This is a genomic window from uncultured Flavobacterium sp. (genome assembly GCF_963975515.1).
Taxonomy (GTDB): Bacteria; Bacteroidota; Bacteroidia; order Flavobacteriales; family Flavobacteriaceae; genus Flavobacterium.
On sequence record NZ_CAXBGY010000001.1, the window covers coordinates 370,756 to 395,433 of the forward strand.

At 30.1% G+C, this 24,678-nt stretch carries 26 protein-coding genes and 1 other RNA gene; 18 read left to right on the plus strand and 9 right to left on the minus strand.

All coding sequences use genetic code 11. The features are described from left to right. Positions 1-128: 128 nt before the first annotated feature. An RNA gene (ffs, locus tag AAC008_RS01735) (signal recognition particle sRNA small type) lies at positions 129-227 on the minus strand. 87 nt (positions 228-314) lie between these two features. Here ffs and AAC008_RS01740 point away from each other — a divergent pair. Next, complete coding sequence (locus AAC008_RS01740) at positions 315-1,373, plus strand: glutaminyl-peptide cyclotransferase (protein ID WP_339887039.1); 1,059 nt, start codon at positions 315-317, stop codon at positions 1,371-1,373. A 45-nt stretch (positions 1,374-1,418) separates the two neighbouring features. On the opposite strand, the gene AAC008_RS01745 is transcribed toward AAC008_RS01740, so the two are convergent. From AAC008_RS01745 to dnaK, 5 genes are all read right to left on the minus strand, one after another. Beyond that, positions 1,419-1,907, minus strand: coding sequence for a hypothetical protein (locus tag AAC008_RS01745; protein ID WP_339887040.1), 489 nt, complete (start codon positions 1,905-1,907; stop codon positions 1,419-1,421). 85 nt (positions 1,908-1,992) lie between these two features. Further along, positions 1,993-2,307 (minus strand): hypothetical protein, encoded by a 315-nt coding sequence (locus tag AAC008_RS01750; protein WP_339887041.1) that lies wholly within the window; start codon positions 2,305-2,307, stop codon positions 1,993-1,995. A 131-nt stretch (positions 2,308-2,438) separates the two neighbouring features. Further along, positions 2,439-2,897 (minus strand): DUF4442 domain-containing protein, encoded by a 459-nt coding sequence (locus AAC008_RS01755; protein WP_339887042.1) that lies wholly within the window; start codon positions 2,895-2,897, stop codon positions 2,439-2,441. Between the two features lie 64 nt (positions 2,898-2,961). Continuing rightward, complete coding sequence (locus AAC008_RS01760) at positions 2,962-3,912, minus strand: nitronate monooxygenase (protein ID WP_339887043.1); 951 nt, start codon at positions 3,910-3,912, stop codon at positions 2,962-2,964. Between the two features lie 136 nt (positions 3,913-4,048). Further along, positions 4,049-5,935, minus strand: coding sequence for a molecular chaperone DnaK (dnaK, locus tag AAC008_RS01765; RefSeq protein WP_339887044.1), 1,887 nt, complete (start codon positions 5,933-5,935; stop codon positions 4,049-4,051). Between the two features lie 247 nt (positions 5,936-6,182). Here dnaK and AAC008_RS01770 point away from each other — a divergent pair, with 247 nt between their 5' ends. Beyond that, positions 6,183-7,604 (plus strand): L-serine ammonia-lyase, encoded by a 1,422-nt coding sequence (locus tag AAC008_RS01770; RefSeq protein WP_339887045.1) that lies wholly within the window; start codon positions 6,183-6,185, stop codon positions 7,602-7,604. A gap of 19 nt (positions 7,605-7,623) precedes the next feature. After that, positions 7,624-8,604: a putative sulfate exporter family transporter gene (locus AAC008_RS01775; protein WP_339887046.1), complete on the plus strand. Its 981-nt coding sequence runs from the start codon at positions 7,624-7,626 to the stop codon at positions 8,602-8,604. Here AAC008_RS01775 and AAC008_RS01780 read toward each other — a convergent pair. After that, on the minus strand, positions 8,601-9,035 hold the full coding sequence (locus AAC008_RS01780; protein ID WP_339887047.1) for a nuclear transport factor 2 family protein: 435 nt from the start codon (positions 9,033-9,035) through the stop codon (positions 8,601-8,603). The genes AAC008_RS01775 and AAC008_RS01780 overlap by 4 nt on opposite strands. 274 nt (positions 9,036-9,309) lie before the next feature. On the opposite strand from AAC008_RS01780, the gene panB reads away from it, so the two are divergent. The 13 genes from panB (at position 9,310) to AAC008_RS01845 (ending at position 20,360) form a co-directional block, all read left to right on the plus strand. Continuing rightward, on the plus strand, positions 9,310-10,128 hold the full coding sequence (gene panB / locus AAC008_RS01785) for a 3-methyl-2-oxobutanoate hydroxymethyltransferase (protein ID WP_339887049.1): 819 nt from the start codon (positions 9,310-9,312) through the stop codon (positions 10,126-10,128). A 30-nt stretch (positions 10,129-10,158) separates the two neighbouring features. Beyond that, entirely contained in the window at positions 10,159-10,854 is a 696-nt protein-coding gene (locus AAC008_RS01790) for an RluA family pseudouridine synthase (RefSeq protein WP_339887050.1), read from the plus strand. A 113-nt stretch (positions 10,855-10,967) separates the two neighbouring features. Next, positions 10,968-12,314 carry a hypothetical protein gene (locus AAC008_RS01795; RefSeq protein ID WP_339887052.1) on the plus strand — a complete coding sequence of 449 codons (1,347 nt, stop codon included), beginning with the start codon at positions 10,968-10,970 and terminating at the stop codon, positions 12,312-12,314. Between the two features lie 11 nt (positions 12,315-12,325). After that, positions 12,326-13,102 (plus strand): hypothetical protein, encoded by a 777-nt coding sequence (locus AAC008_RS01800; protein ID WP_339887053.1) that lies wholly within the window; start codon positions 12,326-12,328, stop codon positions 13,100-13,102. A gap of 11 nt (positions 13,103-13,113) precedes the next feature. Further along, on the plus strand, positions 13,114-13,971 hold the full coding sequence (locus AAC008_RS01805) for a neutral zinc metallopeptidase (RefSeq protein ID WP_339887055.1): 858 nt from the start codon (positions 13,114-13,116) through the stop codon (positions 13,969-13,971). Between the two features lie 141 nt (positions 13,972-14,112). After that, positions 14,113-14,469, plus strand: a complete 357-nt coding sequence (locus tag AAC008_RS01810) for an SET domain-containing protein-lysine N-methyltransferase (protein WP_339887201.1) — start codon at positions 14,113-14,115, stop codon at positions 14,467-14,469. A gap of 75 nt (positions 14,470-14,544) precedes the next feature. Beyond that, positions 14,545-14,829 (plus strand): TIGR03643 family protein, encoded by a 285-nt coding sequence (locus AAC008_RS01815; RefSeq protein WP_339887056.1) that lies wholly within the window; start codon positions 14,545-14,547, stop codon positions 14,827-14,829. Between the two features lie 2 nt (positions 14,830-14,831). Next, complete coding sequence (locus AAC008_RS01820; RefSeq protein ID WP_339887057.1) at positions 14,832-15,254, plus strand: DUF2452 domain-containing protein; 423 nt, start codon at positions 14,832-14,834, stop codon at positions 15,252-15,254. 20 nt (positions 15,255-15,274) lie between these two features. Next, a complete protein-coding gene (locus tag AAC008_RS01825) occupies positions 15,275-15,913 on the plus strand; it encodes a flavin reductase family protein (protein WP_339887058.1) in 639 nt (212 codons plus the stop codon). Positions 15,914-15,915: 2 nt separating this feature from the next. Continuing rightward, positions 15,916-17,424, plus strand: coding sequence for a deoxyribodipyrimidine photo-lyase (locus tag AAC008_RS01830; protein WP_339887060.1), 1,509 nt, complete (start codon positions 15,916-15,918; stop codon positions 17,422-17,424). Then, complete coding sequence (locus AAC008_RS01835) at positions 17,390-17,527, plus strand: DUF2256 domain-containing protein (RefSeq protein WP_339887061.1); 138 nt, start codon at positions 17,390-17,392, stop codon at positions 17,525-17,527. The genes AAC008_RS01830 and AAC008_RS01835 overlap by 35 nt, the downstream gene beginning before the upstream one ends. Positions 17,528-17,532: 5 nt before the next feature. Continuing rightward, positions 17,533-19,065 (plus strand): cryptochrome/photolyase family protein, encoded by a 1,533-nt coding sequence (locus AAC008_RS01840; protein ID WP_339887062.1) that lies wholly within the window; start codon positions 17,533-17,535, stop codon positions 19,063-19,065. Then, a complete protein-coding gene (locus tag AAC008_RS01845; protein ID WP_339887063.1) occupies positions 19,065-20,360 on the plus strand; it encodes a DASH family cryptochrome in 1,296 nt (431 codons plus the stop codon). The genes AAC008_RS01840 and AAC008_RS01845 overlap by 1 nt, the downstream gene beginning before the upstream one ends. A 70-nt stretch (positions 20,361-20,430) precedes the next feature. On the opposite strand, the gene tnpA is transcribed toward AAC008_RS01845, so the two are convergent. Both tnpA and AAC008_RS01855 read right to left on the minus strand, forming a co-directional pair. Then, positions 20,431-20,907, minus strand: a complete 477-nt coding sequence (gene tnpA, locus AAC008_RS01850) for an IS200/IS605 family transposase (protein WP_339887065.1) — start codon at positions 20,905-20,907, stop codon at positions 20,431-20,433. Between the two features lie 78 nt (positions 20,908-20,985). Beyond that, positions 20,986-22,521 (minus strand): YifB family Mg chelatase-like AAA ATPase, encoded by a 1,536-nt coding sequence (locus tag AAC008_RS01855; protein WP_339887066.1) that lies wholly within the window; start codon positions 22,519-22,521, stop codon positions 20,986-20,988. A 272-nt stretch (positions 22,522-22,793) separates the two neighbouring features. Between AAC008_RS01855 and AAC008_RS01860 the strand changes: the two genes are divergently transcribed. Continuing rightward, positions 22,794-24,251 carry a sodium:solute symporter family protein gene (locus AAC008_RS01860; protein ID WP_339887068.1) on the plus strand — a complete coding sequence of 486 codons (1,458 nt, stop codon included), beginning with the start codon at positions 22,794-22,796 and terminating at the stop codon, positions 24,249-24,251. Then, positions 24,241-24,675 (plus strand): GNAT family N-acetyltransferase, encoded by a 435-nt coding sequence (locus tag AAC008_RS01865; RefSeq protein WP_339887070.1) that lies wholly within the window; start codon positions 24,241-24,243, stop codon positions 24,673-24,675. Before AAC008_RS01860 ends, AAC008_RS01865 begins: the two co-directional genes overlap by 11 nt. Positions 24,676-24,678: the final 3 nt, after the last annotated feature.

A 24,678-nucleotide genomic window follows, 5' to 3' on the forward strand; every position in this document is an offset into this window, starting at 1 on the left:
TTTAACTTGACCGTAAATTTTAGTTTTTAAATTTACAATTGTATTGATTTTAAAATAAAAAATCTTCCAAAGTGGAAGATGATTGTAAAAGAAATTTAAAAAAAAGATTCCCAATCGAGTTGGGAATAAAATGGCAAGCGACCTACATCGCACCGCTACAACCACATACCCTTGCTGCGTTCCCACCCTGGGGGATTCTATAGGAGCTGGTCGTGTAGGACTTGCCGGTGCAAATATACAATCTTTTTGTATTTTTGCAAGGCAATTGTAGGTTAAAAAAAACATTGTATATTAGATTTTTAAAAAAAACAATTATGTTTAAATATAAGGCATTATCTTTCATAGGTTTAACTATTATATCTATCTCATGTGGAGGAGATAAAAATGATGAAAAAAATATTTTTTCTATTGATACATCAGCAATGATGCAAGCTTATAACCCTTCTCAAAGCGTAGATTTAGGAATTAAAAATGAAAAAGAAAAAATTATTGATTCTGTAATTTATTATATAAATGATGTTAATATCGGTAAATCAGTAAAAAATGAGAAAATAAATTTTCCATTAGAAAATCAAAAATTAGGCTATACGAGAATTAAGGCTTTAATATATTCAGAGGGAAAAAACTCTGAAACTGAAACCAATTTCATTATTTATGCTAAAGATGCACCCGAATTATTAGACTATAAAATTGTAAATACTTTTAATCATGATGGAAATTCTTATACGCAAGGTTATGAGTTTTATGAAGGTAATTTAATTGAAGGAAGCGGTCAATACGGAAAATCTTCTTTAAGAAAAACCGATTATAAGACAGGAAATGTACTAGAAAAAATAGATATTGACAAACAGTATTTTGGAGAAGGAATTACCGTTTTAAAAGATAAAATTTATCAATTGACATGGAATGAAAATAAAGCCTTTGTTTATGACGCTAAAACCTTTAAACTTGAAAAAACAATTCCTTACTTTAGAAAAGATTTAGTTGGTTGGGGTTTAACTAATGATGGTACAAATTTATATATGAGTGATGGTTCAGAAAAAATATACATTATAAATCCAGAAACTTTTGAAATGATAGATTATATAAATGTTTACACCAATGCCAATAAAATTGATTCTATCAATGAAATGGAATGGATTGATGGAAAAATTTGGGCAAATAAATATGAAAAAGATATGATAGTCAAAATTGATCCAAAAACTGGAGCAGTTGAAAACATAATCAATTTAAGTGAATTAAAAACAAAAGTGACGAAGACCTTACAACAAGGAGAAGTTTTAAATGGAATAGCTTATAATCCTCAAACAAAAACAATACTCGTTACTGGCAAAAATTGGGATAAGTCGTTTGAAATTTCTGTAGAAAAATAAAAAAACAAAAAAGAGAGAAGCAATTTAATACTTCTCTCTTTTATTTTAAAAACTATACAAAAGTACTTTGCTTTTAGGAATTCCTTCTACTAATTTTGTATTCCATTTCTTAGCTATTCGCATTTCTTCTCCTATTATAAAGTTTTTTTTATCTACTTTAAAAAATTCTAATACAATAGAATCTTTACTTGAATTTAATTCAATAACAAATTCGAGTGCATTAATTCTATTAGATTCTTTATCCTCTTTAATAAAGCAGTATTTTATATCACTAATAGCAACTTTAGTTTTTAGATTATAGTCAGCTGTGTTTCTTAAGAAATAAAGCATTTCTTCATCATCACTAATGGCAATTATTGAATTATCGGTCCATATATCATAATCCGAAACCTTCTTTTGATCTTCTTTAGCAAACTCATTTACAATATTGACAAATTGTTGTCTTCGTTTTGAAATTCTTTTATTTATTATAACTATTGGTGCAATTAGAACTATTAAAAATATAGCTCCAATTAATGTATTTGGAATATCCATTATTATTTGATTTTTTATAAATTATTACATAGAAATAAGTCTGTAAATAAGACAACAGACTAAATAAACGATTTAATAAAATATATTACCAAAAATAATGAAAGGGAAAAATAACTTGAACCGCAGAAAAAAAGATTTCTTTTTGATTACAAAAAGTCCAAATTATGTTTACTTTGTTTGAAAAATATTTCTCCTTACTTATTGAAGAACTATATAAAAACTTTAAAATATACTTTTTTAAAGCAACAGTTGAGCTTACATTTAAATGAGGCGCAGAAATTTGAAAATGACTTTCATTTAATAATCCTAAAGTTTTTAAAGAATTATCATTAGAAGTTAATGTTGATTGTTTTTCTGTTGAAGTAGTAGTTTTAAATTCTGATGTAGTATTTGCTTCCATTTTTAATAAAAAAAATGAAAACAAAACAAATACTAATACTAAATTTAAACTCTTAAACATTATAGCTTTTTACGGTTGCAAATTTATTTAAAAGAAATAGCATTCTTCAAAATGAAATGTTAATTTTAAAACTATGTCAGTTGATTCTTTAACTTTCTTTTCTCTTTATAATGTGTCTTTGAACTAATATAAAGTGTTTTGTTAAGTTCTGTAAATACAACTCCTTCCCTGTTTGTAATTAGTAAGTTTTTAATATAATTTACTTCTTGCTCTACCTCTACTCTTTTGCGAATGGTTTCAATTTCTTCTAAGGAAAATTCGAAAGTTACGTAAGCATTTTCATAAGCCGGTTTTTTAAATCGAATATCAGAAGATTTATCCCAAACCACATAATCATTGCCTAAAACATACATTAATTGAATCATATAAATAGGATCCGTTGCAGAAAACAAACTTCCTCCAAACATAGAGCCTACATAATTACGATTTTTATACGTTAATGGAATTTTAATTTTAACCAATAATAAATCATCTGAAACAAATGTAATTTTACCACAACTCCTTTTGTACATTGGTGATAAATTAAACATCGTTTTAAATAAAGTCGATTTTTTAAAGAACTTATTCAAAAAAACAAAAATCTTATCGTACATATTAATGCGTCAAATTAGAAACTATATCTTTCAAAGGTAATATAGCTTTTGTGTTTTCAATACTTGGTCCTGCAACCCAAACCGTTTTATATGTAGCTTGAGTAGCTGCTTTTTCAGTAGCTTTCATTCCAATATAAAAACGAACCATTTTAACCCATTTTTTCAAGCTTTTATTTTTATTCAACATGCTTTCTAACCAAGTTTCTTTGGTTCCAATTTTTTGAACATAAGGTGTGTTTATAACTGTACAAGGTGTTCCAGAAATTCTTTGTGTCATTACAATGTCTTTAGCACCATAATCTACACAAGCTTGTTTATATTCATCAGAAACTCCAGCTTCGTTTGATGCTATAAATGGACTTCCAACAGAAACTCCAACTGCACCATAACTCATCATTTTATCAATATCTGATTTACTAGCAACTCCACCAGCCGAAATCACTGGCAAAGATGTGTTTTCATTTAATTCTCTAATTAATTCTTCTGGATTGTGATTTCCTCTATGTCCACCAGCTTGATTGTTTACTGCAATTAAAGCGTCACCCCCTAAACTCTCAACTTTTTTAGAAAAAGCTAAATCCGTCACATCACAAAAAACTTTAATTCCAACTTTATGAGCTTGATTAATTGTTTCTTCTGGACTTCCTAAGGATGTGATTATAAAATCTACTCCTTCTTCACAAATAACTTGCAATTGATCAATATATTTAGGGTTTGATTTGTTTACAATTAAATTATAACCAAAACTTCCTCCTTCAACTTTAGCCGCTTTTAATTCTTGAATAGAAGCTCTTAATTCTTCTAATGTTCTATAATTTAATGCTGGAATACAACCTGCAACTCCACTTTTCATACCTTCAATTACCATTTTAGTATTGGATACTAAAAACATAGGAGCAATTATTATCGGATATTTTATATTTAATAAAGTTGTAAGTGTTTGCTTTTGCATTTTGTATTTATTTAATGAATATCAAATATACTAAAAGTAATTTAATTTACTATGCGTGCATACTAATTTATTTTAAACATAAAAAAAACCGAGTAATTACTTACTCGGTTTAATTTTGAATTAATAATAGTTACTATTATTTTTCTTCTTTTACTTCTTCGAATTCAACATCTTGAGTTTGATCTCCAGAAGCGTCTGCTTGTGGTTGTGCTTCTTGAGCTTCACCTTGAGCGTACATTGCTTCAGTTGCTGTTTTCCAAGCTGCATTAATATTATCTAAACCTTTATCAATAGCAGCTAAATCTTGAGATTCGTGAGCCATTCTTAATTCAGTTAAAGCAAATTCGATAGCAGTTTTGTGGTCATCAGATAATTTCTCACCTAATTCTTTTAATTGAGTTTCCGTTTGGAAAATCATACTATCTGCTTGATTAAGTTTTTCAACTCTTTCTTTAGCTTGTTTATCAGCATCAGCATTAGCTTCAGCATCTTTTTTCATTCTTTCAATTTCTTCAGCAGTTAAACCAGAAGAAGCTTCGATACGAATATCGTGAGATTTTCCTGTTCCTTTATCCGTTGCAGAAACTTTGATGATACCATTAGCATCAATATCAAAAGTTACTTCAATTTGAGGAACTCCTCTTGGTGCTGGTGGAATACCATCTAAGTTAAAACGTCCGATAGTTTTGTTATCAACAGCCATTGTTCTTGCTCCTTGTAAAACGTGTAGTTCAACAGTTGGTTGAGAATCTGCAGCTGTAGAGAATATTTGTGATTTCTTTGTTGGAATAGTTGTGTTAGACTCAATTAATGTAGTCATAACTCCACCCATTGTTTCAATTCCTAATGATAAAGGTGTAACGTCTAATAACAATACATCTTTTACATCACCAGATAAAACTCCACCTTGAATAGCAGCTCCAATTGCAACTACTTCATCAGGGTTAACTCCTTTTGATGCTTTTTTACCGAAGAATTTTTCAACTTCATCTGCAATTCTTGGCATACGAGTAGAACCTCCAACTAAAATTACTTGGTCAATATCAGATGTAGATAAACCTGCATCTTTTAATGCTTTAGCAACTGGTTCCATAGAACGTTTTACTAAAGTATCAGATAATTGCTCAAATTTAGCTCTAGTTAATTTTTTAACTAAGTGTTTTGGTCCTGTAGCAGTAGCTGTTACGTATGGTAAGTTGATTTCAGTTTCAGCACCAGATGATAATTCAATCTTAGCTTTTTCTGCAGCTTCTTTAATTCTTTGTAATGACATTGGGTCATCACGTAAATCTATTCCTTCTTCAGATTTGAATTCTTCTGCCAACCAGTCAATAATAACTTGGTCAAAATCATCTCCACCTAAATGTGTATCTCCATTTGTAGATAATACTTCAAATACACCATCTCCTAATTCAAGGATAGAAATATCAAATGTACCTCCACCTAAATCGTAAACAGCAATTTTTTGATCAGTACCTTTTTTATCTAAACCATAAGCTAACGCTGCAGCAGTTGGTTCGTTGATAATACGCATAACTTTTAAACCAGCAATTTCACCAGCTTCTTTAGTCGCTTGACGTTGTGCATCATTAAAGTATGCAGGAACTGTAATAACTGCTTCAGTTACTGTTTGTCCTAAATAATCTTCAGCTGTTTTCTTCATTTTTTGAAGAGTCATAGCTGACAATTCTTGTGGTGTATAAAGTCTACCGTCGATATCAACTCTTGGTGTGTCGTTATCTCCTTTTACTACTTTATAAGCCACATTCTTTGCTTCTTTCGTGCTTTCTGAGAATTTATTTCCCATAAAACGTTTGATAGATGCAATAGTTTTAGTTGGATTAGTTACTGCTTGTCTTTTTGCAGGATCTCCAACTTTAATTTCTCCACCTTCAATAAACGCAATGATTGATGGCGTTGTTCTTTTTCCTTCTGCATTAGGAATTACTACTGGTTCATTACCTTCCATTACGGATACGCAAGAGTTAGTTGTTCCTAAGTCGATTCCAATAATTTTACTCATCTTATTTAATTTCTAATTTATTTAATTTTTAAACTCGATTTCTATAAGTCAAGTATTATGCCAACACATTATTTATCAATTAATTGTCAGTTTTAGACAAAATAATATGACAAGATGACATTTTTAAGCATGTAATTTATGATTAACGTGCTTATAATCATAACTATTTATCCTCTGAAACTTTTAAAGTCCTAAATCACTAACCTATAAAACTTTCTTCTATCTTTGCAACTATAACGATTTAGCTATGGAATGTATTTCAGTTTTTGATATGTTAAAAATTGGTGTTGGACCTTCAAGTTCACACACACTTGGACCTTGGCGCGCAGCCGAACGCTTTTTAGGTGAATTAAGAGATAAAAACATGCTTGACAATGTTAATCGTGTAAAAGTAGATTTATATGGTTCTCTTTCCTTAACTGGAAAAGGGCATGCCACAGATTTAGCTGTAATGCTCGGTTTAAGTGGTGGTGATCCAGAATATATTCCTGTTGAAAGTCTTGATGTTATTATTTCTGCCATAAAGAATAAGAAAGAAATTTTTCTTGGAAATGAAATTATTATTCCTTTTGATTTTGAAAAAGATATAGTTTTTAATCGTGAGTTTTTACCTTTTCATGCGAATGGGATGAAATTCACAGCTTATACTTCTAAAGAAGAATATGAAACTATTTATTACTCTATTGGTGGTGGATTTGTTGTGGTTGAAGAACGAATAAATTCAATAAAAAATGAAGGAATAAAATGTTCTTTCCCTTTTAGAACTGACAATGCAACTGACTTATTAAAATTCTGTAATCAAGAAAATAAAAAAGTTTGGGAAATTGTTTACGAAAACGAAAAATCAATGCGTTCTGAAGAAGAAATTCACAAGGAACTAATGCGTATTTGGGATACAATGCTTGAATGTATGTACATTGGTTGTCATTCTGAAGGAACTTTACCTGGAGGATTAAATGTAAGAAGACGAGCTTTTGATATGCACAAAAATTTAATTGGTGTAATACCTTATGAAGATCCTCATTCTTGGATGCAAGTAATAAGACAAACAGAAGTTAAGTTTAGACAAATATTAAAATGGGTAAGCTGTTTTGCTTTATCTGTAAATGAAGTTAATGCTGCCTTAGGAAGAGTTGTAACTGCTCCAACTAATGGAAGTGCTGGAGTAATTCCTGCTGTTTTGATGTATTATTTGGTTATTGAAAACCATGAAGCAGGTGAAGAAGAAATAAAACAATTTTTAATGACAGCTGGAGAAATTGGTAGTATCTTTAAAAAAGGAGCAACAATTAGTGCCGCAATGGGAGGATGTCAGGCTGAAATTGGAGTTTCTAGTGCAATGGCTGCTGCTGCATTGTGTGAAGCTATGGGTGGAACACCTGAACAAGTAACAGTTGCTGCCGAAATTGCTATGGAACATCATTTGGGATTAACTTGTGATCCAATTGGTGGTTTGGTTCAAATTCCTTGTATTGAAAGAAATACAATGGGTGCCATAAAAGCCATTAATGCTGCAGAATTAGCTTTAGAAACGGATGCTAAAAACGTAAAAGTCCCTTTAGACAAAGTAGTTAATACAATGTGGGAAACAGCTAAAGACATGAATACCAAATACAAAGAAACAAGTGAAGGTGGTTTAGCTGTTGCTGTGAATTTGGCTGATTGTTAAATAAAAAACACTCTCTAATATGAATTCTTTCTTCAAAATAAATAAAGAATTTTTAACTAAACCTATTTTAAACTCAACTATCACAATTCAAAAAATAATTTTTGTCTCTGTGTTAGTTCTCTGTTTTTTCCCAATAATATCTCCTCCAATAGCATTACTTTTAGGATTGGTCATAGCGCAATTTATTGGTCACCCTTTTATACATCTAAATAATAAAACAGTACAAATTTTACTTAAATTTTCAGTAGTTGGATTAGGCTTTGGAATGAATGCAAGTAGTGCATTAAAAGCTGGAAAAGACGGATTTCTATTCACAGTTTTTTCCATTGTATTGACTTTTGTTTTGGGATATATTGTTTCAAAACTATTAAAAACAGAAAAAAAGACTTCTTTTTTAATTTCTGGTGGAACTGCAATATGTGGTGGAAGTGCAATTGCTGCTATTTCTCCTACCATTAAAGCCGAAGAAAAACAAATTTCTGTTGCATTAGGAACTATTTTTATTTTAAATTCAATTGCTTTATTTGTATTTCCTTTTATTGGACATTTAGTGGGTTTAAATGCTTCACAATTTGGGCTATGGTGTGCCATTGCTATTCACGACACTAGTTCTGTGGTTGGAGCAGCAAGTAAGTTTGGAGCCGAAGCATTAGAAGTTGCAACAACAGTTAAACTAGCAAGAGCCTTGTGGATTATTCCAATTTCATTGTTAGCTACTTTTGTATTTAAAAATCAAGATACTAAAGTAAAAATTCCTTATTTTATTGTGTTTTTCATATTAGCAATGTTAGCAAATTCATACATTCCTATGGTAAATGATTTTAGTATTTACATAACTACAGTAGCAAAAATTGGTTTAACAATTACACTTTTCTTAATAGGAAGTGGTTTATCTGCAAAAGTGCTTTCTTCTGTTGGAATTAAACCGTTAATACTAGGAATTATACTTTGGATATGTGTTTCAGTAACTTCTTTATGGATAATTATTTCTATGTATTAATTTCTTCTTCGTGTATCAATTATATGAATAATTTCCCAATGAAAATTCTCTTTAAATAAGGTAAACGAATTAACTCCTTTATGGCTTAAACTTCCATTTACATAAAACTCATAAGGTGTCCAAACGTGGGCTAAATTTCCATCAACTTCTATTTTATAATTCAATATTTTTTCTTCTATTTTGACTTCAACGGGAATTGCTGATATAGAAACTAAAAAATCATTAAAACCGTCTGTCTTAAGTTGGTTTCCTTGTTTGGTTTTAAGAATAGTTTGAACTATTACATCCTTATAACATTGTTTTCTAATAGCTGTTGTATCTTTAGAATTTAATCCCACAAAAAAATCTTCTATTGTCTTTTGAACTTCTTTTTCTTGAGAAAATAGTAAACTAGCACTTAAAAATAATAAAACTGTAAATATTTTTTCCATTTGATAATTTTAATTTATTAGTACTATAATCCATAAATATGTTACAAAACCTTATAATAATCTAGCAAATTTCATATCACTAGATATATCGTACTAATCAAAATAACATTTCAATTAAACGACTACCTTTTTAGTAACTCAAATTAAAAATTTTAAAATCAAATAAGTCTTTTATGTTTTTATCAAATATAAATGAATTAATAAAAAAATATTTTATTATAATTTAAAAGAAATTTTGATTTACTACATTTGCTTAAATTATATACTATTTACTATGTCAGTCGCAAAAAAAGATTACAAAAGAATTACCACAAAATCATTAATTGAAATGAAAGCTAATGGGGAAAAAATCTCTATGCTTACTGCGTATGATTACACAATGGCAAAAATTGTAGATTTAGCTGGTGTTGATGTAATTCTTGTAGGTGATTCTGCAAGTAATGTAATGGCTGGTCACGAAACAACTTTACCAATTACACTAGATCAAATGATTTATCACGCTTCTGGAGTTGTTAGAGCAATTGAACGTTCGTTAGTAGTAGTTGATTTACCTTTTGGTAGTTATCAATCAGATCCTAAAGAAGCTTTGCGTTCTGCCATTAGAATTATGAAAGAAAGTGGTGGTCATGCAGTAAAACTTGAAGGTGGTTCTGAAATTAAAGAAAGTATAAAACGAATCTTAAATGCTGGAATTCCAGTTATGGGGCATTTAGGACTTACACCTCAATCTATATATAAATTCGGAACATACACGGTTAGAGCAAAAGAAGATGAAGAAGCAGATAAACTAATTGAAGATGCAAAAATGCTAGAACGCGTTGGATGTTTCGCTTTAGTTTTAGAAAAAATACCTGCTAAATTAGCCCAAAAAGTTGCTGAAAGTATTTCTATTCCAGTAATAGGAATTGGTGCAGGAAGTGGTGTTGACGGTCAAGTACTAGTATTACATGATATGATTGGAATGACGCACGAATTCAGCCCAAGATTTCTAAGAAGATACATGAACTTATTCGAAGACATGACAGCAGCAATAGGACAATACGTTTCTGATGTAAAAGCAGTCGATTTTCCGAATGAAAATGAGCAATATTAATTCTGAATAAATAATTTAGAATTTAAAAAAATGGCTGGAAAAATAATTTCTACAAAAGATAACCTTCAAATCCTTCACGAAGACAATCATATTATTGTGATTAATAAACGCGTAGGTGATATTGTTCAAGGTGATAAAACGGGTGATAAACCTTTATCTGAAGTCGTTAAAGAATACATCAAAGATAAATACAACAAACCTGGAGAAGTTTATTTAGGTGTTGTACACCGTTTAGATAGACCTACAACCGGAATCATCGTTTTTGCAAAAACTTCCAAAGCTTTAACTCGTTTAAATGAATCTTTTAAAAATAGAGAAACTCAAAAAACATATTGGGCTGTTGTAAAAAATTTTCCACCAAAAGAAAAAGACACTTTAATTCATTTTTTAAAACGAAATCCTAAAAACAATACTTCTAAAGCGCACACCAAAGAAGTTCCAGAAAGTAAAAAAGCTAGTTTAGATTATTCAGTAATTAAAAAATTAGATAATTATTTTACCTTAGAAATTAATCTTCACACTGGTAGACATCATCAAATTAGAGCACAATTAACAGCAATAGGATGTCCGATAAAAGGGGATTTAAAATATGGTTTTGACCGAAGTAATCCTGATGGTGGAATTCATCTTCATGCTAGAAAATTAGTTTTGACTCATCCGGTAACAAAAGAAACAGTAACTTTTGAAGCTCCTGTTCCAAATGATGTCGTTTGGAAGGCTATTTAATAGTATTTCATCGTATTAATGTTACTTTAAAGCTATATATATAATTATCTTCCTCAAGTATTAACAAATTTTTATACATTTGTTTTTAAGACTATAACCTAAATCTCAATCAAATGAAAAAAGCCTTTTTGTTTTTATCGCTATTCATATTAAATTTGAGTTTCGCTCAAGAACATTTTTCTGGAATTAATATTTCAAGAAGAGTGGGAATACTAAACGCTTCTTTTAATCCTGCTGAACTAACAAATTTATCTAACACATATGAAGTAAGTGTTTTTAACACTAGTTTAAATGTTTCAAACAATAAAGTCAGCTTTGGTGATATTGTAAACTCTGATAAAGATATTGAAGATTTAATTTTTGATGGAAATGAAGCCGCTAATATGCGTTTGGATCTTTTAATAAGCGGTCCAGCTTTTGCAATGAAATATAATAAATGGGCTTTCGGAATATCAACTAGCGCTGTAGCCAAAGCCAACATAATTGATGTTGATGTGAATTTAGGAAATGCATTAACCAATTCGGGTATAAACTCTATTTTTGGAGCAACCTCAGTAAATAGCAATTACAATCAAAAAATCAATGCGGCAACTTGGGGAGAAATTGGCTTATCCTTAGCACGTGATATTTATGATACCGACAAATATAAAGTTAGTGTTGGTACAAATGTACGTTTGCTTTTTCCAAGCTCATATACAAATTTTGCAGCTGATAAATTTAATGGTACAATAGTAAATACGGCTGGAGATCTTAGCTTAACAGATACACAAGCTAACTTAAATATAGCTTATTCAGGACCAATTGCAGATGGTTTTACTGATGCTGATAATTTTAATGATTTCTTTAGTTCAGGAATTAATGGTTATGCAGTAGACTTAGGTGTGAATTTTAGAATTAAAGTAGCTGACAATCCTAAAGATTACAAATTTAATTCTGGTTTATCTATTAAAAACATTGGCTCAATGACCTTTAAATCAGACAACAATGAATCAAGTAACTATAATTTAAACATTTCAAATACTCAATTTTTAGATTTAAATCAATTTGAAGATGTTGATAATGTGAAAGATATTGAACAAATATTATTAAGTAGTGGTTATTTAACTAAAACCAGTGATCAAAAAGATTTTACTATTAAATTACCTACATTATTTACAGCATATGCCGATTTAAAATTAACTAATCGTTTGTATGTAAGTGCATTTACACAACAAAAAATAGTTGACGATAGTGATAATGACTTTTCAACAACACAAAACAGTATTACATTAACACCTCGTTTTTCGGGAGAAAATTATGAAATATTCATACCACTTTCAGATAATGAAATTTCAGGATTTACTGGTGGTTTTGGTTTTAGATTAGGTGGCTTTTTCATGGGCTCAGGGTCTATTTTAACAGCTATGATAGATGATACAAAGCAAGCTGACGTTTATTTAGGGTTTAGAATTGGATTTTAATAATATAAAAAATGAATAACAAAATTGATTTAAAGATCCAAAACGGATACACTTTAGAGACTGGTAGCTTAATTGACGAAAGTATTGCTACTTTTAAAAAGACTTTTTTAATATCTGGTGTTGCTATGATATTATTAATTTTACTTTTTGCAATTATATATGGAACTCTATTTGCTGTATTTTATGGTTTTTCAGATTTCACTTCAACCATGACTCAATTGCAAACAAGTCAATCATCAACCACTGGTTTGTTAACAACTGTAATAGTAACAACTTTAACAAGTGGCTTTTTTGCTCCAGTTACTGCTGGCTTTATTCATGCAAATCATTTAGCAAAAAACAATCAAGAAATTGGAATCAATGTTTTCTTTGATTTTTATAAAAGTAAATTTTTCAAAGATATTTTTATTAGTTTTTTAATACTTGGATTAACAACAAGTATTTTAAATGCTGCATTAGTATTAATTAATTTAGAATTCTTGAGTTACATTGTACAATCAATTATAGGATTATTAACTGTATTTACATTACCCCTAATTATTTATGGTAATCAAAATTTTGAAAATGCTATAATTAAAAGTGTACAACTCTTTTTTAAGCAACCAATTTTAATTTTTGTAGCTTTACTATTAGCAGTTATTGGAATGCTTTTGGGAATATTTGCTCTTTGTATAGGAATTATATTTACTTTTCCTTATTACTATTCAATGGTATATGCGATTTATAATCAAGCAATTGGATTTGAAGAAAAATCAGTAATCGACGAAATCGGACAAGAAGAAATTTAAAACTGAATATTATGAAATGGAAAAAACAAAAAAGTGATACTTTCGAAGACAGAAGAGGAATGTCAGGTGGTGGAAAAGCTGTTGTAGGAGGTGGATTAATTGGAATTGTAATTTTATTACTGAATGTATTTGGTGGTGAAACGGGACAAACAATTGGAAATGTTATTCAACAAACTCAAGGTTCTCAAACGCAAACAGAACAAACTCAAACTAGAGAATTAACCGCTGCAGAAAAAGAGTTAGGTGATTTTGCTGAATCAAATTTTGTATATAACAATAAAACTTGGGCAAAAATATTTGCTGAAAACAATTTAGGAGAATACAAAAAACCAGGAATGGTTTTGTTTTCTGATTCAGTAGAAACATCTTGTGGTGGTGCAACAGCAGCTTCTGGCCCATTCTATTGTCCTGCTGACCAAAAAGTATACATGGATTTAGTTTTCTTTGAAGAACTAAGAACAAGATTTGGTGCTAAAGGTGGAGATTTTGCTATTGCTTATGTAATTGCTCACGAAGTTGGACACCACGTTCAAGCAGTATTAGGAACTTCTCAAAAAGTTAGACAAGCACAACAAGGTAAAAGTCAAGCACAAGCAAACAAATATTCTGTTGCTTTAGAATTACAAGCCGATTTTTATGCTGGTCTTTGGGCACATTACAACAAAAATTTATTAGAAGCGGGAGATATTGAAGAAGCGTTAAGTGCTGCTCATGCTGTAGGTGATGATGCTATTCAAAGTAAAATGCAAGGTCATGTAAACCAAGAATCTTTCACACATGGTTCTTCAGAACAACGTATGAAATGGTTCATGAAAGGTTATGAATCAGGTGACATTAAAAATCATGATACTTTTAAAGAGATTTTATAAACTTTACAAATTATCAAAAAAATTAAAGAGCTGCTTTTTAGTAGCTCTTTTTTATTAACTAGTAAATCAAAAATTCTGAATACTCTAACTCTAAAAATAGAAGCACCTGAATCTGACTATCTGTACATTGAAAATTCTCAAATACAAAATGCTGGAAAAGGCTTATTTACTGCAATTGAAATCTATAAACACGAAGTCATTTCCATTTTTAAAGGAGAAATCCTAACTGAAATTGAAGCCAAAAACCGTGTTGAAAATGGAAATGACAGGTATTTCATAAACATGATTGATGGAACAATTATGGATTCTATGAATGTTGATTGTTTTGCGAAATATGCCAATGATGCTGAAGCTTTTGAAAATCCTGAATTTAAAAACAACTCAAAAATCACATTAGACGATGATAATAATGTTTGTGTAATTGCTACAAAAAACATTAAATCTAAAAATGAAATTTTCTGTAGCTACGGAAAACGATACTGGAAAAAACATATTTAATTTTAATTTTTATTCTCTAATATAAAATTATTTTGTAATTTTGTTTAACTTTTTAATTTAATAGTTAAACAAAATATGATTTCTGATAAAAACTTTACAGATATAGAACTGGATAGAATTATTGAAATGGCTTGGGAAGACAGAACTCCTTTTGATGCTATAAAATTTCAATTTGGTATAAATGAAGCTGATGTTAAAGTTCTTATGAAAAAAGAACTCAAATTTAGCAGTTATAAATTGTGGCGCAAAAGAGTAGAAAATTGCAAAACAAAACATTTAGCCAAACGAGTTGAAGGTATTGATCGTTTTAAATGCAAACTTCAACGTGCCATTTCTAATAACAAAATTTCAAAAAGATAATCATGAAAAGTAAAATCCCAGATAATGTAGTTTATTCTGAAGAAAATGGATATAATGCTAATAAACTTTCATACGCTACAAATGTTGGAGCTCCAGCCATCAAAATAGATAATATTGTTGATTGGAAAAATAAAGGGGTTAGAAACGTAAATAAAGAATTTGAAAGTAAATTCAACGAACTTAAAGTTGAATATGAAAAACTAATGCAAGAATATGAATGGAACGAAATTGTATACAATGCAAAATTTTCTTTCGAACCTGTAGTTGGTGAAATATACCATTTATATTTAGGAAAAGACGGTTCTAATTTTCTATCCTTAATTCATCCTAATGATTGGAATAAAGAACACATTGGAACTTTCAAATTAAACAGCAATAAAAAATGGATTCATCTTGATTCGAAGAAAGATAACTATTTCGAATAATGAATTTAACTAATAAAGTCATGCAAAAACACATTTCCAATTCAGAGATTTCTTCCATGGAAAAATTATTCCGAATAAACTTAATCAATAGTTTGTCTGGCTTTAAAAGTGTGTGTTTAATTGGAACAAAAAATAAGGACAATCAAACGAATCTTTCTATAATTAGTTCCCTAGTTCATATTGGTTCAAATCCGGCTTTATTTGGAATCATTATTCGTCCTGGAGTCGTTGAAAGACATACTTTAGAAAACATTTTAGAGACAAAATGTTACACTATTAATCACATCAATGAAGCTATTTACAAACAAGCACATCAAACTTCGGCTCGTTATCCAAGAGAAATTTCAGAATTTGATGCAACGGATTTAAATACAGAATATAAAAACGATTTTAAAGCACCATTTGTCAAAGAAAGTCACATTCAATTTAGTTTGGAATTCAAGCAAAAAGTTGAAATAGAAATAAACAATACCATTTTAATTATAGGTCAAGTCAAAGATATTTACATTCCAAATGACAGTTTATTTGTTGATGGTTATATTGACATAGAAAAAGCCAAAACAATTACTTGTACTGGTTTAGACAGTTATCACCTAACTAAAAGAATTGACCGCTTGAGTTATGCAAAACCTAATAAAGAACTTATATCCCTTTTATAAAATTGAGTAAAAAAGACATAAATATAGTTTGGTTAAAACGTGATTTACGATTTACAGATCACGAACCACTTTTTTATGCTTCTCAACAAAATTTACCTATTTTATTACTTTATGTTTTTGAACCTTCTGTCATGAACTATGATGATTCAGATGTTCGTCATTGGAGATTTGTATATGAATCTTTACAGGATATGCAATCAAAATTAGATAGTGTAAACTCAAAAATATATGTTTTTCACAATGAAGTTGAAAGCATTTTTAGTCAATTAACAGAAGAATATACCATCAAAAACGTTTTTTCACATCAAGAAATTGGAAATAAAATCACTTTTGACAGAGATATTCAAATGCAGTTTTATTTTGATAACAATAAAATCCTTTGGAAACAATTTCAAATGCATGGTGTCATCCGAAAATTAAAATCGCGAAAAAATTGGGACAAAAGATGGGAAAACGTAATGCGTGACACTCCAAAAATAATTGACTTAAAAAAACTAAATTTCGAAAATTTAAACAACGATAAATATCAATACATAAAAGGAAAACCCTTAAATCCTGAAATTACTACTCACAATAAAAACTTTCAACAAGGTGGTGAAAATTTCGCTTGGAGATATTTAGATAGTTTTGTAAAAGAACGCTATGTCAATTATAGCAAACATATTTCAAAACCTGCTTTAAGTCGAAAAGGATGCAGTCGTTTATCACCCTATTTAACTTATGGAAACATCAGTATGCGAATGGTTTATCAATATACCAATCAATTTTACGAATCTTCCAAAAATAAACGAGCTATATTAAATTTTGTCTCAAGATTACATTGGCACTGTCATTTTATGCAAAAGTTTGAAGATGAGTGTGAAATGGAATTCGAAAATGCCAACAGAGCTTATGACAGCTTAATAAAACCAAAAAATGAAACCTATATAAAAGCTTGGCAAAAAGGAAAAACAGGTGTTCCAATTGTTGATGCATGCATGCGATGCTTGGTTGAAACAGGTTATATAAACTTCAGAATGAGAGCTATGGTTGTTTCATTTTTTACTTTTAACCTTTGGCAAGATTGGCGTGAATTACATTTTTTAGCTCGTCAATTTCTAGATTATGAACCTGGAATTCATTATCCGCAAATTCAAATGCAATCTGGTACAACTGGCATAAATACGATACGAATTTACAATCCTATAAAAAATTCAGAAGAACATGATTCGGATGGAGTTTTTATAAAACAATGGTTGCCCGAATTAAAAGATATTCCTGTTCATTTATTGCATGAACCTTGGAAAATGAGTTTAATTGAACAACAATTTTATAATTGCGAAATAGGTAAAGATTATCCAGAACCAATAGTAAACATTGAAAAAACTCGAAAATATGCCAGTGATATTGTTTGGAGTTTCCGTAAAAAAGATGAAGTGAAAGAAGAAGGAAAACGTATTTTACAAAAGCATGTTACCAATCCTAATAAACCTAAAAATGCGAGGAGTAAAAAAACAAAACTTACCGACTAAAATTTGTTTGGTTTGCCAAAAACCTTTCACATGGCGTAAAAAATGGGAGAAAGTTTGGGAAGAGGTTAAATATTGTAGTGATAAATGCAGAATGAATAAATAATGAACATGAAAACTTTAAGATTAATTCTAGGAGATCAATTAAACAGTAATCATTCGTGGTTTAAAACCAAAGATGATTCTGTGACTTATCTTTTAATGGAAATTCGAACAGAAACAGATTATGCAACCCATCATATTCAAAAAATTGTAGGCTTCTTTTCGGCTATGAAATCATTTGCCAATGAATTAATAAAAAATAAACATCAAGTAATTTATATCAATCTTAATTATGAAAACAACTTACAATCATTTGACAAAAACATTCAGTATTTAATTGAAAAACATCAATTTACCAATTTTGAATACCAATTTCCTGATGAATATAGATTAGATGAGTTATTGAAAAACTTTTGCAATTCATTATCCATTTTAAATTCGGTTGTTGATTCTGAACATTTTTATACGTCAAGAACAGAACTTGAAACTTTCTTTGAAGGGAAAAAAACATTTTTATTAGAAAGTTTTTATCGTGCCATGCGTAAAAAACACAATGTTTTAATGGAAGGAGACAAACCTGTAACTGGAAAATGGAACTATGATGGCGAAAACCGAAAGAAAATTCCGAAAGAACACAAACCAACTCCACCTTTAATTTTCAATAATGATGTTTCAGATATAGTAAATGAAATCAAAAAAACGGATATAAAAACCATTGGTAATATAGATGAAAAGAATTTTGTTTGGCCTATAAATCGAGAACAATCCTTAGAATTACTTGATTTTTTTGTCAAAAATTGTTTGCATTTATTTGGAAGTTTTCAAGATGCAATGACACCAAATGAATGGTCATTATATCATTCTAGAATTTCTTTTTCAATGAACATTAAAATGATTTCTCCACAAGAAGTTATTGAAGTTTGTGTTTCTGAATGGCAAAATCGTCCCAACGAAATTGAATTCAATCAATTAGAAGGCTTTGTACGTCAAATAATTGGTTGGCGCGAATATATGCGAGGAATTTATTGGCTAAAAATGCCTGAATATGCTCAAATGAATTATTTCAACAATCAAGAAAAATTACCCGATTGGTTTTGGAATGGAAAAACTAAAATGAATTGTATGAAAGATGCGATTAATCAATCTTTAGATTATGCCTATGCTCATCATATTCAAAGGTTAATGATTACTGGAAATTTTGCTCTTTTAGCAGGAATTCATCCTGATGAAGTTGACGCTTGGTATTTAGGAATATATATTGATGCCATACAATGGGTCGAAATAACAAATACTCGTGGTATGAGTCAGTTTGCTGATGGAGGAATTGTGGGTACAAAACCTTATGTAAGTTCTGCCAGTTACATTGATAAAATGAGCCATTATTGTGGTACTTGTTTTTATAAGAAAGCACTAAAAACAGGAGAAAAATCATGTCCTTTTAATAGTTTATATTGGAATTTTTATGATAAAAATGAAGATAAATTAGGTAAAAATCCAAGAATTGGAATGATGTACAATGTATGGAGAAAAATGAAACCCGAAGACAAAGTAGAATTATTACAACAAGCTGATTATTATTTAAAAAACATAAACGAATTATAATGAAAACTGCATTAGTTTGGTTCAAAACCGATTTACGATTGAAAGATAATGAAACACTTGTAAAAGCAATTGCACAAAGCAATCAACTAGTTTGTGTTTATTGTTTTGATGAAGCTCATTTTGAAACTACTTCATTTGGATTTAAAAAAACAGGTCCTTTTAGAACTCAATTTTTATTAGAATCATTAGCGGATTTAGATAAGAATTTAAGAGAAATTGGTTCTGGATTATTAATTGTAAAAGGAAAACCCGAAATAGAAATTCCAAAAATTGTTTCAGCATATAAAATTCAAAAAGTATTTGCAAAGCGTGAAGTAGCTTTTGAAGAAAAACAAACTAAAACATTAGTAGCCAATGAGCTTTTTAAACTGCGTTGCGAATTTGAATCCATAAGTACAAGCACTTTATATCATGCGGAAGATTTACCTTTTTCAATAAAAGATATTCCTGATACATTTACAACCTTTCGAAAAAAAACAGAGAAAGATGCAACAATCAGAAAAGCATTTGATAAACCTGAAAAGATAAATTCATCTGAAATTCCAGAAATGAAACTTCCAAGTTTGAATGAATTGGGATTAGAATCTGAAGAAATAGATTCAAGAGCTGCAATTGAGTTTAAAGGAGGTGAAACAGAAGCGCTCAAAAGATTAAATCATTATTTTTATGAAAGTCAATGTTTATCCAATTATAAAGAAACTCGAAACGGAATGATTGGTGCTGATTATTCTTCTAAGTTTTCAGCTTGGTTAGCAAATGGTTGTATTTCTCCAAGATTTATTTATAGTGAAATAAAAAAATATGAATCGCAATTTGAAGCAAATGATTCTACTTATTGGTTAATTTTCGAATTACTTTGGCGTGACTTTTTTAGATTTATGTTCAAAAAATATCAAACAAAATTTTTCTTGTTCGAAGGCATAAAATCCGAAAAACAAAACTCAAAATCTTTAAACGAAAAATTACTTTCACAATGGATAAATGGTTCTACAAATTCTGATTTTATAAATGCAAATATGCTTGAGTTAAAATTAACAGGTTTTATGAGTAATCGTGGACGACAAAATGTAGCCAGTTATTTTTGCAATGAATTAAACATCGATTGGAGAATTGGAGCTGCTTATTTCGAACAACAATTGATTGATTATGATGTTTGTAGTAATTGGGGAAATTGGGCTTATTTAGCTGGTGTAGGAAACGATCCAAGACAAAACAGAGTTTTCAATATAGAAAAACAAGCCAAAGATTATGATAAAGATAAATCATATAGAAATCTTTGGTTGAAGAATAATTAATCTGATAACTATTATTTTTGAATTACCTCCATTTTTTGAATTCCTTTCTGTTTTTGAATTCCCTCCAGCTTCAGCTGGAGGAACTACAATCAAAATTATAGGCTTTAGCCAAATCTTTAAACTCCTCAACAATCAAATCACATTCTTCTTGAAATGATTTTTTGCGATGATGTTCTTCTTGATTTTTTATATAGTTTCGAACTTTATTTAATACAGAATTAGAAACTGACAAAGCATAATATTCTTCTTGCCAACCAAATTTTTCTCCTTTCAAATTGGGAAATAAATGACTGTTTTTATTAATCCAAAAAGATGATTCTCCTTTTAATAGTTGAACCACTTTTTTAATATTTTGATCACTACCTAATAAAATTAAACAATGACAATGATCTTCATAAACATTTATGAAATCAATATAAATATTCTTTTCTTTAGCATTTTCTTTAATATGATTCCAAACTAATTTTCTTGATTCTATTGTATTTAAAAATGGTTTTCTACTTTTTGTACTCCATACTAAATGGATGTATATTTTTATGAATGGCATAGATTTTTGATTTTGATTTGGAATTGATTTTTAGATCCTCCAGCTGAAGCTGGAGGCAATTCAGGGATGCATTTCATGCTATCCCAACCAACCATCTCTATCCAAACTTCTATATTGAATAGCTTCACCAATATGATTAGAATTCACATTTTCTGATTGTTCCAAATCAGCAATAGTTCTGGCTACTTTTAAAATTCTATCATAAGCTCTTGCTGATAAATTCAAGCGTTCCATAGCTGTTTTTAACATTTGTAAAGAGGCTTCACTCAATTCGCAATATTGTCTGACTTGCTTGCTACTCATTTGTGCATTATAATGCAAATTTTCAAAACTCTCATATCTCAAAGACTGAATTTCCCTAGCTTTTGTAACTCTTTTTCGAATTTCAACACTAGACTCAGCTTTTCTAGTTTCTGTCAATTTTTCAAATGGAACTGGTGTGACTTCAATATGAATATCAATTCTATCTAATAAGGGTCCAGAAATTTTACTCAAATAACGTTGCATTTCCATAGGTGAAGATGTAACTGGTGCATCAGGATCATTAAAATAACCCCCTGGACTTGGATTCATACTAGCCACCAACATAAATGAAGATGGATATGTTATTGTAAATTTAGCTCTAGCAATCGTGACTTCCCTATCTTCTAAAGGTTGTCGCATGACTTCTAGAACTTCTCTCTTGAATTCGGGTAATTCATCTAAAAATAAAACTCCGTTGTGTGCTAAAGAAATTTCTCCAGGTTGCGGATAACTTCCTCCACCAACTAACGAAACAGAACTTGCAGTATGATGTGGACTTCTAAAAGGTCTTTGTGCCATCAATCCACCTTCTTTTGTTTTTCCGGCAACAGAATGAATTTTTGTGGTTTCCAAAGCTTCTTTCATCGTCATTGGTGGCAAAATACTAGGTAAACGTTTGGCTAACATAGTTTTTCCTGAACCTGGTGGTCCTATTAAAATAATATTATGTCCACCAGCAGCTGCAATTTCCATACAACGTTTGATTGATTCTTGTCCTTTGACATCGCTAAAGTCGTGTTCCGGAAATTCTAAAGTTTTACTAAATTCTTCTTTAGTATCAATAACTGTAGGCTCAATAGTTCCTCTTCCTTCAAAGAAATCAATGATTTGCATTACATTTTCAATTCCGTAAACATCTAGTCCTTCGACTATTGCGGCTTCTTTAACGTTCTGAATCGGTAAAAACAATCCTTTAAATCCTTCTTCTTTAGCTTTTATGGCTATAGACAAAGCCCCTTTTATGGGTTGTAATCCTCCATCTAATGAAAGTTCTCCCATAATGACATATTCCGATAAGGTTTCTGCTTTTATTTGATAAGATGCAACGAGAATTCCGACTGCTAATGTTAAGTCATAAGCAGAACCTTCTTTACGCAAATCGGCTGGGGCCATATTTATCGTAATCTTTTTTCCAGGAAGTTCGTAGTTATTGTTTTTGAGTGCAGCAGCAATTCGGTAACTGCTTTCTTTTATGGCGGAATCTGGTAATCCTACTAAATGATATCCAATTCCTTTATCAATGTTTACCTCTACGGTAATGGTTGTGGCTTCAACACCAAAGACGGCGCTTCCAAATACTTTTACTAACATGGCTTATACTTTTATTTAAATGGCTTATACTGATACAAATATGCAAAAAATAATTTGAATTTTCCAAATATTTAATTCAGTTTTTTTATCCAAAATATGAATTCCCTATAATTTTCTTACCTTTGCATAATTATTTTGAAAATAAGACGGTTCTATAAGTACCTTCTATTGATTTTAATCTTAAATCAATCTTATTTTCATCTTTTGCAAGGTTTTGCATCTTGTCTTTTGGAAAAATTCCATCGTAGACAATTAATCTAAAATAATAAAGAATGCACACAATAGATTATTTAATCTTTGTGGTCTACATGATAGCAATGCTAGGTGTAGGCTTTTATTTTTACAGAAAAAACACATCCTCCGAAGATTTTTACGTTAGTGGAAGAAACATGAGCAGCTGGCACATTGGCTTATCAGTTGTAGCAACTGATGTTGGTGGTGGATTTTCAATTGGTTTAGGTGGATTAGGATTCACCATGGGAATTTCTGGATCATGGATGTTGTTTACAGGACTTATTGGTGCTTGGTTAAGTGCCGTTTTCTTAATTCCGAAGGTGAGCAAATTAGGTCATCAACATAAGTTCTTCACCTTTCCTCAAATATTCAATCATTTTTATAACGGAAAAGTAGCTTTGTTAGCCGGAATTATCTCTGCCATTGGTTATATTGGATTTACTAGTTCGCAAGTTTTAGCTGGAGCCAAATTAGCTTCTGCCACAATTGATGGATTAGATTTACAATGGGCATTAGTAGTTATGGGAGCAATTGCAGTAGTTTATACTGCTGTTGGAGGTTTAAAAGCTGTAATTTATACGGATACCATTCAATGGATAATTTTAATTGTTGGTTTAGTTTTCATCGGAATTCCGATTGCTTATAACGCAGTTGGTGGTTATGATGTCATCAAAGCAACGTTAGCTCCTGAATATTTATCCTTAACTAATGTTTCTTGGCACCAACTTTTAAATTGGTCCGTTACTATAATTCCGATTTGGTTTATTGGTATGACATTATACCAAAGAATTTATGCCTGTAAAGATGAAAAAGAAGCCAAAAAAGCTTGGTTTATTGCAGGTCTATTCGAATGGCCAATAATGGCTTTTATGGGTGTAATTCTTGGAATGTTAGCTAAAGTAGCTGCAACACAAGGAATGTTTGATGGCATAACAGATGCTTCAACAATGGATAGCGAAATGGGATTACCTATTTTATTAAGTACCATTTTACCAATTGGTTTAATGGGATTAATGTTATCCTCTTATTTTTCAGCAATTCTTTCTACGGCTGATAGTTGTTTAATGGCTGCTTCTGGAAATATTGTTACAGATATTATTTCTAAGTTCTATAAAAAAGAATTAACACAGAAAAAATTATTACAACTATCACAAATCGTGACGCTTTTAGTTGGAGTTTTTGCGATTCTTTTAGCTTCTCAAATGCAAAATGTATTAGAATTAATGCTCTACTCCTACGCTTTCATGGTTTCTGGTTTATTTGTGCCAGTTCTTGGAGCTTTATTTTGGAAAAAAAGTAATCCTATTGCGGCTTTTTGGAGTATGTTATTAGGTGGTTCAACAACGATTGGACTTATTCTTTCAAATAATAAATTACCCTTTAATATAAATTTACCTGAACATTTAGATGCAAATATATTCGGAATTAGCGTATCTTTAATCACGTTCATTTTACTATCAAATTATCATTACAAAAAAAATAACAATGGAATTTAAAATCATTAATCCAGAAACTGGAGAACATAGTGTTTATACACATCAAATTATTGCCAATTTTCTATTCACTCATTTAGAACAATATGGTGACAAAACGGAAGACATTTTAAAATGCATCGATTATGCCATGAATCCTGCAAAAGGAGGAAATATAATCGTTGGTTTAGACAATGAAAAAATTGTAGGTGTTGTAATCTTAAACAATACAGGAATGAAAGACTTTATTCCAGAAAACATCTTAGTTTACATTGCTGTGGATAATAGTCAACGTGGAAAAGGTTTTGGTAAAAAACTAATGCAAAAAGCGATTGATACTGCTGAAGGAAATATTGCTTTACACGTTGAGCCAGATAATCCAGCAAAAGGTTTATATGAAAAATTAGGCTTTACCAATAAATATTTGGAAATGCGTTTAACGAAATAATAC

Coding starts and splice junctions, on each gene's coding strand:
- AAC008_RS01800 (WP_339887053.1), top strand. CDS start 12,326: ATGAATAACAAAATTGATTTAAAGATCCAAAACGGATACACTTTAGAG.
- AAC008_RS01815 (WP_339887056.1), top strand. CDS start 14,545: ATGATTTCTGATAAAAACTTTACAGATATAGAACTGGATAGAATTATT.
- tnpA (WP_339887065.1), bottom strand. CDS start 20,907: ATGCCATTCATAAAAATATACATCCATTTAGTATGGAGTACAAAAAGT.
- AAC008_RS01845 (WP_339887063.1), top strand. CDS start 19,065: ATGAAAACTGCATTAGTTTGGTTCAAAACCGATTTACGATTGAAAGAT.
- AAC008_RS01775 (WP_339887046.1), top strand. CDS start 7,624: ATGAATTCTTTCTTCAAAATAAATAAAGAATTTTTAACTAAACCTATT.
- panB (WP_339887049.1), top strand. CDS start 9,310: ATGTCAGTCGCAAAAAAAGATTACAAAAGAATTACCACAAAATCATTA.
- AAC008_RS01795 (WP_339887052.1), top strand. CDS start 10,968: ATGAAAAAAGCCTTTTTGTTTTTATCGCTATTCATATTAAATTTGAGT.
- AAC008_RS01820 (WP_339887057.1), top strand. CDS start 14,832: ATGAAAAGTAAAATCCCAGATAATGTAGTTTATTCTGAAGAAAATGGA.
- AAC008_RS01750 (WP_339887041.1), bottom strand. CDS start 2,307: ATGGAAGCAAATACTACATCAGAATTTAAAACTACTACTTCAACAGAA.
- AAC008_RS01755 (WP_339887042.1), bottom strand. CDS start 2,897: ATGTTTAATTTATCACCAATGTACAAAAGGAGTTGTGGTAAAATTACA.
- AAC008_RS01840 (WP_339887062.1), top strand. CDS start 17,533: ATGAAAACTTTAAGATTAATTCTAGGAGATCAATTAAACAGTAATCAT.
- AAC008_RS01740 (WP_339887039.1), top strand. CDS start 315: ATGTTTAAATATAAGGCATTATCTTTCATAGGTTTAACTATTATATCT.
- AAC008_RS01780 (WP_339887047.1), bottom strand. CDS start 9,035: ATGGAAAAAATATTTACAGTTTTATTATTTTTAAGTGCTAGTTTACTA.
- AAC008_RS01855 (WP_339887066.1), bottom strand. CDS start 22,521: ATGTTAGTAAAAGTATTTGGAAGCGCCGTCTTTGGTGTTGAAGCCACA.
- AAC008_RS01805 (WP_339887055.1), top strand. CDS start 13,114: ATGAAATGGAAAAAACAAAAAAGTGATACTTTCGAAGACAGAAGAGGA.
- AAC008_RS01835 (WP_339887061.1), top strand. CDS start 17,390: ATGCGAGGAGTAAAAAAACAAAACTTACCGACTAAAATTTGTTTGGTT.
- AAC008_RS01745 (WP_339887040.1), bottom strand. CDS start 1,907: ATGGATATTCCAAATACATTAATTGGAGCTATATTTTTAATAGTTCTA.
- AAC008_RS01865 (WP_339887070.1), top strand. CDS start 24,241: ATGGAATTTAAAATCATTAATCCAGAAACTGGAGAACATAGTGTTTAT.
- AAC008_RS01860 (WP_339887068.1), top strand. CDS start 22,794: ATGCACACAATAGATTATTTAATCTTTGTGGTCTACATGATAGCAATG.
- AAC008_RS01825 (WP_339887058.1), top strand. CDS start 15,275: ATGCAAAAACACATTTCCAATTCAGAGATTTCTTCCATGGAAAAATTA.
- AAC008_RS01770 (WP_339887045.1), top strand. CDS start 6,183: ATGGAATGTATTTCAGTTTTTGATATGTTAAAAATTGGTGTTGGACCT.
- AAC008_RS01760 (WP_339887043.1), bottom strand. CDS start 3,912: ATGCAAAAGCAAACACTTACAACTTTATTAAATATAAAATATCCGATA.
- AAC008_RS01790 (WP_339887050.1), top strand. CDS start 10,159: ATGGCTGGAAAAATAATTTCTACAAAAGATAACCTTCAAATCCTTCAC.
- dnaK (WP_339887044.1), bottom strand. CDS start 5,935: ATGAGTAAAATTATTGGAATCGACTTAGGAACAACTAACTCTTGCGTA.